At 64.7% G+C, this 12,721-nt stretch carries 13 protein-coding genes; 4 read left to right on the top strand and 9 right to left on the bottom strand.

All coding sequences use genetic code 11. The features are described 5' to 3' along the window. The 4 genes from Q4G50_RS13325 to Q4G50_RS13310 all read right to left on the bottom strand — a co-directional run. Positions 1-289 (bottom strand): hypothetical protein (locus Q4G50_RS13325; protein WP_303378140.1); only part of this gene is annotated, 289 nt, incomplete at its 3' end. Positions 290-333: 44 nt separating this feature from the next. After that, positions 334-702 carry a hypothetical protein gene (locus Q4G50_RS13320; protein ID WP_303378139.1) on the bottom strand — a complete coding sequence of 123 codons (369 nt, stop codon included), beginning with the start codon at positions 700-702 and terminating at the stop codon, positions 334-336. Between the two features lie 359 nt (positions 703-1,061). Continuing rightward, the gene (gene mtr / locus Q4G50_RS13315; RefSeq protein ID WP_303378138.1) at positions 1,062-2,465 is read right to left on the bottom strand and encodes a mycothione reductase; all 1,404 of its coding nucleotides are present in this window, start codon (positions 2,463-2,465) and stop codon (positions 1,062-1,064) included. A 9-nt stretch (positions 2,466-2,474) separates the two neighbouring features. Further along, positions 2,475-3,446, bottom strand: a complete 972-nt coding sequence (locus tag Q4G50_RS13310) for an alpha/beta hydrolase (RefSeq protein ID WP_303378137.1) — start codon at positions 3,444-3,446, stop codon at positions 2,475-2,477. Between the two features lie 236 nt (positions 3,447-3,682). Here Q4G50_RS13310 and mqo point away from each other — a divergent pair, with 236 nt between their 5' ends. Both mqo and Q4G50_RS13300 read left to right on the top strand, forming a co-directional pair. After that, positions 3,683-5,182, top strand: a complete 1,500-nt coding sequence (gene mqo, locus Q4G50_RS13305) for a malate dehydrogenase (quinone) (RefSeq protein WP_303378136.1) — start codon at positions 3,683-3,685, stop codon at positions 5,180-5,182. Positions 5,183-5,365: 183 nt separating this feature from the next. Next, entirely contained in the window at positions 5,366-6,238 is an 873-nt protein-coding gene (locus Q4G50_RS13300; protein ID WP_303378135.1) for a VOC family protein, read from the top strand. Here Q4G50_RS13300 and Q4G50_RS13295 read toward each other — a convergent pair. Then, complete coding sequence (locus tag Q4G50_RS13295; protein WP_303378134.1) at positions 6,235-7,560, bottom strand: YdiU family protein; 1,326 nt, start codon at positions 7,558-7,560, stop codon at positions 6,235-6,237. The two genes, Q4G50_RS13300 and Q4G50_RS13295, sit on opposite strands and share 4 nt — an antisense overlap. 109 nt (positions 7,561-7,669) lie before the next feature. Here Q4G50_RS13295 and Q4G50_RS13290 point away from each other — a divergent pair, with 109 nt between their 5' ends. Continuing rightward, positions 7,670-8,896 (top strand): multidrug effflux MFS transporter, encoded by a 1,227-nt coding sequence (locus Q4G50_RS13290; RefSeq protein ID WP_303378133.1) that lies wholly within the window; start codon positions 7,670-7,672, stop codon positions 8,894-8,896. On the opposite strand, the gene Q4G50_RS14670 is transcribed toward Q4G50_RS13290, so the two are convergent. The 4 genes from Q4G50_RS14670 to yaaA all read right to left on the bottom strand — a co-directional run bounded on the left by Q4G50_RS14670 (position 8,851) and on the right by yaaA (position 11,530). Next, the gene (locus Q4G50_RS14670; protein WP_368660631.1) at positions 8,851-9,315 is read right to left on the bottom strand and encodes a Fic family protein; all 465 of its coding nucleotides are present in this window, start codon (positions 9,313-9,315) and stop codon (positions 8,851-8,853) included. The two genes, Q4G50_RS13290 and Q4G50_RS14670, sit on opposite strands and share 46 nt — an antisense overlap. Positions 9,316-9,490: 175 nt before the next feature. Next, a complete protein-coding gene (locus Q4G50_RS13285) occupies positions 9,491-9,742 on the bottom strand; it encodes a hypothetical protein (protein ID WP_303378132.1) in 252 nt (83 codons plus the stop codon). 31 nt (positions 9,743-9,773) lie between these two features. Then, positions 9,774-10,784: a S66 peptidase family protein gene (locus Q4G50_RS13280; RefSeq protein ID WP_303378131.1), complete on the bottom strand. Its 1,011-nt coding sequence runs from the start codon at positions 10,782-10,784 to the stop codon at positions 9,774-9,776. Between the two features lie 47 nt (positions 10,785-10,831). After that, positions 10,832-11,530 (bottom strand): peroxide stress protein YaaA, encoded by a 699-nt coding sequence (gene yaaA, locus Q4G50_RS13275; protein ID WP_303378130.1) that lies wholly within the window; start codon positions 11,528-11,530, stop codon positions 10,832-10,834. Positions 11,531-11,562: 32 nt separating this feature from the next. Here yaaA and proS point away from each other — a divergent pair. Beyond that, the coding region (proS, locus tag Q4G50_RS13270; RefSeq protein WP_303378129.1) for a proline--tRNA ligase at positions 11,563-12,721 on the top strand (1,159 nt) is incomplete at its 3' end.

The raw sequence follows: 12,721 nt of genomic DNA, 5'->3' as shown, positions 1-12,721 counted from the left end.
CGGCACCGATGGCGCCGATGGTGGTGATGGTCTTCCAGTTCTCGGCCCACTCGGGGTTGTCGCCGTAGGTCTCCTTGCCCAGGAGGTCCTGACCGGTGACCTGGTGCTCGATGTCGACGACCGGCTTGCCGTCCTCGCCCTCGGCCCAGGCGCCCTGCTTCTTGCCGAGCTGGGAAGAGTTGGAGGAGAGGGAGAAGTTGTTGTCCTCAGCGGAGGCAACCGCGGTGCCGGACAGGGTCAGGGCAACAGCGGTGGCAGCGGCGATGGTGGCGTTACGGAACTTACGCATGAAACGTCCTTACTGTGATGATCGGTGTGATGTTGGGTGGTGTCTTAGGCCTGCGGACCGTGGTTGATCCAGTTGTGAATCGGGCCGACAATCATGCCGATGATCGAGGCGATGGTGCCGATGACGGTGCCTGCGTACATCACCTGGGCCCAGCGCGGCTGGTCCTCGAAGCCCTGCTTGGAGGAGCCGAACAGTGCGACACCGTTGGCGGGCTGGTCACCTTCCATGGAAGAGGTGGAATCGATGCGGGAGGAGAGGGAGCCCTCACCCTCGGTCTCGGTGAGGTTGTTCTCTGCACCTTCGATGACGGTCGCGTTATCGGCCTTGCCTTCTTCAGCGATGGCGACGGTGGTGCCGAACATGAGGGAGAGTGCGGAAGCACCTGCAACTGCGGCGACGCGGATGGAGCGCATAGAGAGAGTCCTTTGCTAGTCGGAGTGAACGTGGCTTCCTGCTGTAAAGAAACCTGGTGCGCATAAAACCCGACACATTCCTGAACTACACACAGGTTGTTTTTCGGAAAATGACGCGCATTGAGGATATTACGTCATGATGACCGTTCGCATCCTAATAAGGCGGCCTGCAATGCCGTCGAATGGCCATTGTATAGAGACATTGGGTGCTTGCCGGCTGTGAGCCGGAGTTTCTCCAGGTGGGAATGCGTTAGAAGTTGCCGGTGTGATTATGGGGATTTTTGGTGCCAGTGTCGCGAGTGGGGTGGATTTTCGCCATATGGAAACGGGAACTATCGGATGCCCCCGATTGGGGGACGCTAGAACTCCAGGCCCAGCAGCGCGTTCTCGGTGACCTCGGGCAGTGCCGGGTGGATCCAGTACTGGTTCGTGGCCACCTCGCGGACGTCGAGGTCGAAGGCCATCACAGTGATCATCTGCTGGATGAGCGTGGAGGCCTGCGGCCCGTAGTAGTGGGCGCCGAGCAACCTGCCGGAATCGCGGCAGGCAATGAGCTTGCAGATGCCGGTGGTGTCCTCCATCGCCCAGCCGTAGGCGACATCGCCGTAGTTCTGGATCTTCACGGTGACGTTGTGCCCGGCCTCGCGGGCCGCGCGTTCGGTGAGGCCTACGGTGGCGATCTGCGGGTTGGTGAACACCGCCGAGGGCACGAACTTGTGCGGCATCTCCTGCAGGTCATCGGGGTGGAGGAGATTGTGGCGCACGGCGCGCATCTCCGCGTTGGCCACGTGCTTGAGCTGGTAGGGGGAGGAGACGTCGCCGAAGGCCCACACGCCCTCGGCGGAGACGGAGCGCCCATACTTATCGACGGCGACCTTCCCGCCCGGAGCCATCTCCACGCCGCCGGCCGCGAGATCCATCTGGTCACCGTTGGGGATGCGCCCGGTGGCGACGAGGAGGACGTCGGCGGTGATTACGGCGCCATCGTCAAGCGTAGCGGTAATGCCGCGGCTGTCGTCTTCCAGGGAGGCGACGGTGCGGCCGACGCGGACGTCGAAACGCTTGGTGGCGTGCTCATTGACGCGGGAGCAGAGGTCGGCGTCGAGAAGCCGCATGAGGGCGGAACGGCTGACAATGTGCACCTTCGTGCCCAGCGCCTCGAAGACGTGCGCGAACTCCATCGCGATGAAACCGCCGCCGACGATGATGATGGACTGCGGCTGCTGCTCGAGCCGCATGATGTCCTCGTTGGTGTAGTAACGGACGCCGGATTCGGCGATCTGGGCCGGGATCATCGGGCGGGAGCCCGCGGCGATGACGATCTGGTCCGCGGAGATCACCGCATCACCGGTACGGATGGTGCGCTCGCCGACGAACGTGGCGTGCTGGTCGTAGACATCGATGTTGGGGGTTTCGGGGCCGCGTCGATAAGCTTCTCCACCCTCGGCGATGAGGTCGATGCGCTGGTCGAAAATGCGGGAGACCATGGCCGGCCAATCCACGCGATACACCTGGGCGCTGAGCCCCAGCTTCCCGGCGTGGCGGGCCGAGTGGGCGATATCAGCCGGGTGGACGAACATCTTCGTCGGGATGCAACCGACATTGAGGCAGGTGCCGCCGAAAGTGCCCTTCTCCACGATCGCGATCGATTTGTCATCGAACTCGGGGCCTGGGATGGAGTTTCCGGAACCGGTTCCGATGATGATCAGATCGTAGTGCTTATCGACGTCCACGTGAATCTCTCCTTGCTCAACAACAGTCAACGGCCGAGTCTACTCCCGCTGCAGCCACGTGATCGTGGTGGACAGCGCCTCCGCCAGCGGGGTGGGCCGGGAGAGGAAAACATCGTGGCGGGCGTGCTCAATGGGGTGGACCGTGACGTCCGCACCCAGGTGCGGGGACCAGCGCTGGATCTGCCGCGTATCCAGCACCGTGTCATGGTCGTGGGACTTCTCGCTGAAGCGACGGCCCAGCAGGGAGGCATCTGAGCACAAGGTGAGCACCGGCACTCCGACATCGATCTCATCGGTGTGCACGAGCTTCTGCACCCGCAGCACCTCCCGCAGCCAACCCAGGTACTTGTGATGGCCGCCGACCGGTTTGAAGGTGACATTGAAATCCCAGTCGCCGTGATGATCCTGATGTATGGACACCCCATAGGTGCCCAGATTTCCGCCCGGGATCTTCGTGGCGGGAATGAGCTTGCCCAGGACACCGGCCACCGGGCGCATTGCCGCTACCGCAGGCTTCGGGTACATCATGTCCAGCCACGGCGAGTTCAGCACGATTCCCGTCAGGCGTTCGTGGTGCGCGGAATCATTGCGGCGCAGATGATCCGCCCACAACGGGACGATCAACCCGCCGGTGGAATGGGCGACGGGGACGACGGGGGCGTCGATAAGCTCGAGCGATGCGGTGAGCTCCGGGAAGTAGTGCCGGAAATCCGTGCTGTAATGCCAACGCTGCCCGTCACGCCGCGAACGGCCACACTTGCGCAGGTCAAGGGCATAGAAATTGAAACCCGCCTCGTGGAAGGCCTGCGCGATGTGCGCGTGAAAGAAATAGTCCGTCATGCCATGCACCCACAACACACTGGTCCGCCCCGGCACCGGCGTGCCATAGCGCACGAGGGTCGCGACGATATCCGCCTCGCCCTCCGGATCCGGGCCCAGGTGGATATCCCGGGCATAAAAATCAGGGCCCAGCAGGTCCTCATACCAGTCACTGACATCGGCAACACTCATGCCCACCACCCTATTACGGCACGCGGGGGCAGGCAGCGGGGGGAGGATCGGACGCAGATAAGTTCACAAAATCCCGACCTTCGTCACACCCCCGGGAACCTAGAGCGTAAGGTTGATGTTTACCGGACAAGGGGAGCGGTCCCCGAGATTGTCCTGCCCGCCGGGAGTAGTGCCGACACCCCCGGTGTGGGCCATCACATGGCCAGAACCTTCGACGACGAATGAGGTAATGCAAGGTGTCCACCGAAAACAAGAACCCCCAGGTCACTGACGAGGTCGATGTCGCCCTCGTCGGCGCAGGTGTCATGAGCGCCACCCTGGGTGCGATGATCCGCGAGCTCGAGCCCAGCTGGTCCCAGATGATCTTCGAGCGTCTCGACGGCCCCGCGCAGGAGTCCTCCTCCCCGTGGAACAACGCCGGTACCGGCCACTCCGCGCTCTGCGAGCTGAACTACACCCCCGAGGTCAAGGGCCGCATCGACGTGTCCAAGGCCATCGGCATCAACGAGAAGTTCCAGGTCTCCCGCCAGTTCTGGTCCCACCAGGTCGACCACGGTGTCCTCGCTGACCCGAAGGAATGGATCAACCCCGTAGCCCACCTGGCCTTCGCCCAGGGCGATGACCAGGTCGACTACCTCAAGCGCCGCCACGAGGCCCTCAAGGACAACCTCCTCTTCCCGGGCATGGAATGGGTCGAGGACGACGCCAAGTTCGCCGAGCGCCTCCCCGTCATGTCCAAGGACCGTGACTTCGCCGCCGAGAAGGTCGCCTACTCCGGCACCGACATCGGCACCGACGTTAACTTCGGAGCCCTGACCAAGCAGTTCCTCACCGCCGCCGAGGCATCCGGCACTGAGATCCGCTACGGCCACGAGGTCAAGAACATCAAGAAGGAAGGTGCCGCCTGGAAGATCACCGTCAAGAACGTCCACACGGGTGACACCTCCGTGGTCAAGGCCAAGTTCATCTTCGTCGGCGCCGGCGGCTACGCCCTCGACCTGCTGCGCAAGGCAGGCGTCCCCGAGGTCAACGGCTACGCCGGCTTCCCGGTCTCCGGCCTGTGGCTGCGCTGCACCAACGAGGAACTGATCAACCAGCACGACGCCAAGGTCTACGGCAAGGCCAAGGTCGGTGCCCCGCCGATGTCCGTCCCGCACCTGGACACCCGCGTCATCGACGGCAAGAAGGGCCTGCTGTTCGGACCCTACGGTGGTTGGACCCCGAAGTTCCTCAAGGAAGGCTCCTACCTCGACCTGTTCAAGTCGATCCGCCCGGACAACATCCCCTCCTACCTGGGTGTCGCCGTGCAGGAGTTCGCCCTGACCAAGTACCTCGTGCAGGAAGTGGCCAAGGACTTCGAAAAGCGCCTCGTCGACCTGCGTGACTACGTCCCGTCCGCGCGCGCCGAGGACTGGGAGACCGTCGTCGCCGGCCAGCGCGTCCAGGTGATCAAGCCGACCGCCGCCCCGCGCTTCGGCTCCCTTGAGTTCGGCACTACCCTGATCAACAGCATCGACGGCTCCATCGCCGGCCTGCTGGGCGCTTCCCCGGGTGCCTCCATCGCCCCGGCCGCCATGCTGGAGCTTCTCGAGCGTTGCTTCGGTGAGCGCATGATCGACTGGGGTCCGAAGCTCTACGAGATGATCCCGTCCTACGGCACCAAGCTCGCCGACGACAAGAAGATGTTCGACGAGCTCTGGGACTACACCCAGAAGACCCTCAAGCTGGAGAAGTAGCTCCGAGCGTGTGAGGGCCGTGGCGCTTCGGTGCCGCGGCCCTTTCGTGGTTCTGGGGGTTGGGTTCGGGGCTCGCGATCGTCCCCTCGGGATCAGCGCGATCCCGAGCCTACGGCGGCTCAAAAGGTGCGATCGCGAGGGAATGAACCCGAGCCCCGAGCCCGCGGCCCTAGGATGAAGGGCATGCAACGCATTGTGCCCAACCTCTGGTTCGACCGGAACGCCGACGAAGCCGCCTCGTTTTATGCATCTGCGTTCCCTGACGCGCGCATCGATGCCTGCGTCACCTATCCCGCCTCCGGGCTGCCGGACTTCCAATCTGACCGGGCCGGGGAGACGCTGTCGGTGGATGTGGTTATCGACGGCTACCGTCTCACGCTGGTCAACGGAGGGCCGCAGTTTAAGCCCACCCCGGCGATCAGCTTCTTCCTCAATTTCGACCCGTCCCGCATGGCCGATCCCCGCGGGGTGCTGGATGGGCTGTGGGAGAAACTCAGCGAGGGGGGCACTATCCTCATGCCCCTGAATTCCTATGACTTCTCCGAGTACTACGGCTGGGTGGCGGACCGTTACGGGGTGAACTGGCAGCTCATGCTCACCGACCCGGCGGGGGAACCACGGCCCTTCGTCATCCCGAACCTCATGTTCTGCGGTTCGGCCCAGGGAAAGGCCCGCCAGGCGGTCGATGAGTATGTCGCTGTGTTTCCCGATGCGCGGGTAGGCAACCGCGTGACCTACCCGGATTCCGCGGAGATCGTCTTCTCCGAGTTCCAGCTGATTGGTGAGTGGCTCACCGCGATGGACTCCGGGGTGCCGCAACCCTTCACCTTCTCGCCGGGTGTGTCGTTGCAGGTCAACGCCCGCGGGCAGGAGGAGATCGATCACCTGTGGGAGAACCTGTCGGCGGTACCCGAGGCGGAACGGTGTGGTTGGCTGCAGGATCGCTATGGCGTGAGCTGGCAGATCGTGCCGGACAACTTGGCCGAGCTCATGCAGCGTCCGGGCGCGTATCAACGGATGCTGGGGATGGGCAAGCTGATTATTGATGACTTCTAGGTCCCGCAGAAGGTGCGGAACATTGAGCTGAACTCCTCGGGCGCTGGGCCGCGGAACTGCTCGCCATGATCGTTGAAGGGAGTGGTGACAACGTCGAGAAGCTCGTGGAACGGTGCGGTGTCGCCGGCTTCGGCGGCGCGGAGCGCGGCGTCGAGAAGGTGATTGCGCGGGATGTGGAAGGGGTGCCCCATCGGCTCGGGGTTGAGCGCGCGCCAGTCCGCGACCCACTCGGCATCGGGGATGGTGTCCGGGTCGTCGTTGAGGAGGCGGTGGGTGTCGGTGAGGTCGGGGGAGTGGGTCTCCAGGAGCTGCAGCCAGCGCTCGGCGATCCCCGAATCTTGGGTGCCGAGGGTACGGGCTAGCTCCGCAGCCTGCGCCTTCTCCCAGCGCTGGGGGAAGGTGTTCATGATCTCCTGGGCGTCCTCGATCTCCAGGAGCGGGACCATGGCTTCGGCCAGGCGGGCGAGGTTCCAGCCGAGGATGGGCGGCTGGTTGTTGAAGGCGTAGCGGCCGTGGGTGTCGATGGAGGAGAAGAACGTCGCCGGGTCGAAGCGGTCGAGGAAGGCGCAGGGGCCGTAGTCGATGGTCTCGCCGGACAGGGTGGTGTTGTCGGTGTTCATCACTCCATGGATGAAACCCAGGCGCATCCACGTCGCCACGGTGGCGATCTGCGCGTCCATCACACCGGCAAAGAACTCGGCGTGGGTGTTCAGCTCCGGGTAGTGGCGCTTACGGGCATAGGTGCAAAGGCGCTCAGTGAGGTCCATGTCCTGGCTGATCAGTCGCGAGTACTGGACGGTGCCCACGCGCAGGTGGCTGGCGGCGGTGCGCACGAGCACGGCGCCGGGGACTGTGCCGGTGCGCATGATCTTGCGGCCCGTGGAGATGACTGCCAGAGCGCGGGTGGTGGGGACACCGAGGGCGTGCATCGCCTCGGAGACGAGGTATTCGCGGAGCATGGGGCCGAGAGCTCCGCGGCCGTCGCCCCCGCGGGAGAAAACAGTGGGGCCGGTGCCCTTGGCGTGGAGGTCGCGGCCCTTGATCTCGCCGAGTAGCAGCGCGCGTCCATCGCCGAGGCGTGGGGAGAGCTGGCCGAATTGGTGTCCGGCGTAGCCCATGGCGACGGTGCGGTTGCCGCCGCGGCCGAGGAGGAACTGTAGGCCTTCTTCCGATTGCAGCCACTCGGGGTCAATGCCGAGTTCGCTCGCGAGGTCGGTGTTGAGCACCACGAGCTGCGGGTCCGGCTGTTCCTCGGCGTGGGCTGCGTGGACGAGTTCGGGGAAGGCGTCGGCGTAGCTGTGGTCGAGGTGGGGTGCATTCATGGTTCCCAGGGTACGGACTTGAATACCCTCTGGGGTATAGTAATGTTGACGAGTAAGCAAAAACTATTACCATTAGCGGCGACTATCCGGAGTAGAAATGGCAACCACCGTGGCAACAGCCCCCCAGACCAAGGCACTCATTCCGCCGCTCATCCTCGGCGTGCTGGCGTTCATCTCGGCCGTCGAGCCGTTGTCGGTCAACATGTACCTGTCTGGCCTGCCGCAGCTCGGCCGCGATCTTGGCATCACCCAGGCCGGCGCGCAGCTGACACTCACTTTCTTCCTCGCCGGCATGGCCATCGGCCAGCTGGTCACCGGCCCGCTTTCCGACGCCCGCGGTCGCCGCGGTCTCTTCCTCACCGGCACCGTTTTGCTCGTTATCGCCACCGCCGCCTCCGCGCTGGCCCCGGCCGCGTGGGTGATGTTTATCGCCCGCTTCATCATGGGCCTGGCCGCCGGCATGGCGGTCGTTCTCGCACGCGCGGTCGCCGGTGATCTGGCCAAGGGGCCTGAGCTGGCGCGGGTGTTTTCACTGCTCATGCTGCTGGGCGGTGCCGCCCCGGTGATCGGGCCGGTCGTCGGTGGCCTCGTCGTGAATTCCGTCGGCTGGCGCGGCGTATTCTGGGTGCTCTTCGGGCTCAACATCATCGGCGTACTGCTGGTGGCGAAGTGGATCCCGGAGACTCAGCCCGCGGAGCAGCGCACCACCGGTGGACTCAAGCCGCTGTTCTCCGCCATGGGCGGCCTGCTGCGTGATCGCGCCTACGTCGGTTTCACCCTCGGCTTCATCTTCTCCTTCTCCACGATGTTCGCCTACGTCGCCGCCTCCCCGTTCATCCTGCAGGAGTACTACGGTTTCACCCCGGTGCACTACGCCTTCATCTTCGCCACCAACACCTTCGGCATGTTCGTGGTGGCGCTGACCAACGCGAAGATCGTCAAGAAGGTCGGACCGCTCAAGTTAGCCCGCGTGGGTAACGGTGTACTCGTCGCGGCCACGCTCTTCCTCCTGACGGCCGCGCTTCTCGACGCCAACCGCTGGTTCATCCTCGTCGGACTCTTCGTTGTCGTCGCGTCGATGGGTATCAACTTCGCCAACAACTCCGCCCTGGCGATCTCCCGCGCTGGCAACGTCACTGGCTCGGCATCGGCGTTTATGGGTTCTGGCCAGTTCATCATGGCTGGCCTTCTCTCCCCGCTGGTGGGGTTGGCTGCCAATGCCGGCCTTTCCCAGCCTGTCGCGATGACCTCTGTCATGGTTGTTACGGCGCTCGTCGCTACCGCTGGTCTTTACTCTGGTGCGGCGCTGGTGCGTCGGGAGGAGGCCGCTAGCTGATCCGCGTTTTCCGGGGTCCTCTCCCCACATCGGGGGACGCCTTTGATGCTCGTCAACCGCCCAGGAGACGGTGGTAAATCTCCTGGAGGGGAGACGGATCGAGGGATAGACCGTACGGATCCCGGAACGTGGCGGCTGACGCCACGTTCCACTCCCGCGGGGCACAACACTTGGAAGAACACCCGCAGCGTGCGTCCGTTGCCCTCCCGGAAAGGATGGGCGAAATTCAGGTGGGTGTGCAGTTCCCCCAGGTGCTCGGCGTCCAAGGGATGTTGTACGAGGTAGCGCTCGGCCTGCCGGAGATACATCGGCATGGAGGCGTGGTCCCCGAAATGATTCCCGCCCTTCGCTATGTTCACGTCCCGGAACTCACCCGCCCACGGATACAGCTGCCCGAACAGTAGCTCGTGGATGTACATGAGGCGTTCCTGGACTGTACCGGCGGGAATGGTGAGGTGACCGGAGCGGATGTCGGCAATCGTTCGTTGTGCCAGCTCGGTTTCGACTTCCGCCAACAAAGCCTCGTCTCGAATCCCCAGCGTATTCCGGAGCACCGTGGTCCCCGGATAGAAATAGTTCCCCCAGGCGTTCACGTCAGGCGGAATCCTTGCGCGAAGCTAAGAGTTCAGCCAGTACTTCTGCGGCAGGCCTTCGGGAAGGGCCATCGGCGGTAACAAAGCCACGGACCCGGGACACGTCCGCCTCGCTTGGTTCCCACCCCTCGAGGACCTCGTTGTGGACGATGGCGATGACCTCAGTGGCGGTGGCATCATCCAGCCCGGCCAGGGCATTGGGAAATGCGGCCCGATAACCGTCTAACCCTGCGAGTTCGCCGTAGTTGATCATGGGCCCGAGCCTACCGTGCGAACCAGCGGGTTCAGCTGTAGTCGGCGAAGATCCGCTGCTGCTCACCGTCGAGGGTGACCTCGCCGCCGTAGGGGAGGATCCACTGCGGGCGGGTGTGTCCGAAGGGGACACCACACACGACGACGGCCTCCGGGTTGTACAGGGTGACCTGCTCGATGACGGCGGCGTACTGTTCCTCGCGGTCGCGGTACTCGGGCAGGAAGAGGCTGCGTGCCGGAGGACGGGCCACCATGACGCCCTGTACCGCGCCGAGGATGTCGGCCTCGCCGAGGGCACGGACGATCTCCATGATCCCGTGGGTGTTGGTCAGCCGCTGGGAGGCCTCGAGCATGAGGATGGCACCCTCGAGGTCCTCGGCACGCGGGACACGGTCGGCCAGCGACATCTGCGTGATCACCTCAAAGCAGCCACCCCAGGTGCGCCCGGAGACGCGCCGGGCGGGGCCGGCCCAACGCCATGGCTTCGTCGATTCGCGCAGGCCGTTGACCTCGAGTGCCAGGGGGTCGGACCAGAGGATGCCGTGGTCTTCGGACTCGCCGGGGTCGGTGATCTCCATGACTCCGGAACCTTCCAGGGCGGCCTTGAGCGAGGTGACGGTGATGTCGTCGATACGCGGGCCAGCCCCGATCTGCACCTGGGTGTTGCCGCCGTGGAAGGCGCGGATCCCCAGGCTGTGCAGCAGGTTGAGGATATTGGTGTTGTCGCTGTAGCCGAAGAAGGGCTTGGGGTTCGCGGCGATGACATCCGGGTCGAGGAAGGGGATGACGGTGACTTGGTCATCGCCGCCCAGGGTGGTGAAGATCGCCTTGATCTCCGGGTCCGTGAACGCGGCCATAATATCGCGGGCGCGGTCCTCCGGATAGGACTCGAATTCGCGGGTGGTGGGGTACTCGACGGGCTCCAGACCGAACACCTCACGCAGGCGGCGCATGGCCTGCTCGTGGACTTCCGGACCGAGCGGAGGCGCCGCCTTCGAGGGGGAGAGGACGGCAACCTTCCTTATGTCTACATCACTACCCATGGCATCAACTACACCACTTAGGGTTGCATAAATCCAGAAAACACCTGTCAGACGGTGAGCGTCAGCTCCGTAGCGGAGGTCGGGGAAACGGTCAGCCCGGCCGCGCGGGCGATGTCGACGACATCCCCGGTGGAGGCGGCCTCCACCGGTGCGCTCGCCAGCACGCGGGCCAGTTCACCCTTGTAGTGCTTGTTGAAGTGGCTGACCACCTTGCCGTCCTTCTCCACGCGCACGGTCACCGCGCCGGGAACGCGGCCCAGTTGCTGGTAGGCGCCGGAACGCAAGTCGACGACGAAACCCTCCTCCGCCAGAGCCTCAGTGATGAGTCGGCCCCACCGGGAGCGCATGGTGCGCCCGTCGAGCTTCGTGCCGCCAGAGAGCCGGTAGCGGGGGATGAGGTCACCGGCGCGGACCACACCGAACAATGCCGAGCCGACGGCGAGGCGCTCCCAGGCGATGTCAGGCAGGGTGGGGGCGGACAGGGCGTCGAAAAGCACTCCCGTGTAGCGGTGCAACGCGGGCGTCGTCGGGGACGTGCGCAACGCGAGATTGGCCTCCGCCTCCGGGCGGAGCTTCTCGGAGATCTTGAGCACTGGCAACGCTTCGTCGACCTCGAGGGCGGAAAGAACGTCGATAAGCGATGAACGCGTGGGATTCAGCGCCGGAAAGCTCAGTCCCTCCAGGTCAAGCGCGGGGCCGGAGCCACCGGGGGCCTTGGTTTCGGAAGGAGGGAGGACGATCAGCATGGGGATAAGGGTAGCGGGTAAAGTCTGACACCATGATCACACGTCTGTCCTCGCTGTTCCTTCGCACACTGCGCGAAGACCCGGCTGATGCCGAGGTACCCAGCCACAAGCTGCTCGTCCGCGCCGGCTACATCCGCCGTGCCGCCCCCGGTGTGTACTCCTGGCTGCCGCTGGGCCTGCGCACGCTGCGCAAGATCGAGGACGTCGTGCGCGAGGAGATGAACGCCATCGGCGGCCAGGAACTGCTGTTCCCGGCCCTGCTGCCGCGTGAGCCCTACGAGAAGACCCAGCGCTGGACCGAATACGGCGACGACCTCTTCCGCCTCAAGGACCGCAAGGGCGCCGACATGCTGCTGGGCCCGACGCACGAGGAAATGTTCGCGCAAACCGTCAAGGACCTGTACTCCTCGTACAAGGATTTCCCGGTCACGCTGTACCAGATCCAGACGAAGTACCGCGACGAGGCCCGCCCCCGCGCCGGCATCCTGCGTGGGCGTGAATTCGTGATGAAGGACTCCTACTCCTTCGACATGTCCGACGCGGGGCTCGATGGGTCCTACGCCGCACACCGCCGCGCTTACCAGGCGATCTTCGACCGCCTCGGGCTGTCGTATGTCATCTGCCAGGCCACGTCCGGTGCGATGGGTGGCTCAGCCTCCGAGGAGTTCCTGGCGGTGAGCGAGAACGGTGAGGACACCTTCGTCCGTTCCACCTCCGGTGACTACGCCGCGAACGTGGAAGCCGTGGTGACGCAGCCGGGCGTGGAGCAGCCCATCGAGGGCCAGCCCGAGGCCGTGGAATATGACACGCCGGATGCGGAGACCATCGCCACCCTGGTGGAGTGGGCCCGATCCGAGAGCATCGAGGCGGAGGCCTCCGACACGCTCAAGTGCGTCGTGCTCAAGGTCACCGAGCCGGGCCAGGAGCCGGAGCTGCTCGGTGTGCTCGTCCCCGGCGACCGCGAGGTGGACATGAAGCGCCTCGAGGCCTCCATGGAGCCGGCTGAGGTTGCCATGGCGGAAGACGCGGACTTCCAGAAGAACCCCTTCCTGGTCCGTGGTTATGTCGGCCCGCGCGGCCTGGCCGCTAACGGTGTGCGCGTGCTCGCTGACCCACGGGTTGTGCCCGGCACCGCCTGGATCACGGGTGCCGACGCCCCCAACCGCCACGTCGTCGGCCTCGTCGCCGGCC

Source organism: Corynebacterium sp., from assembly GCF_030538285.1.
GTDB lineage: Bacteria > Actinomycetota > Actinomycetes > Mycobacteriales > Mycobacteriaceae > Corynebacterium.
The sequence above is the reverse complement of the archived record's forward strand: the minus strand, read 5'-3'. Positions and strand labels throughout refer to the sequence as shown.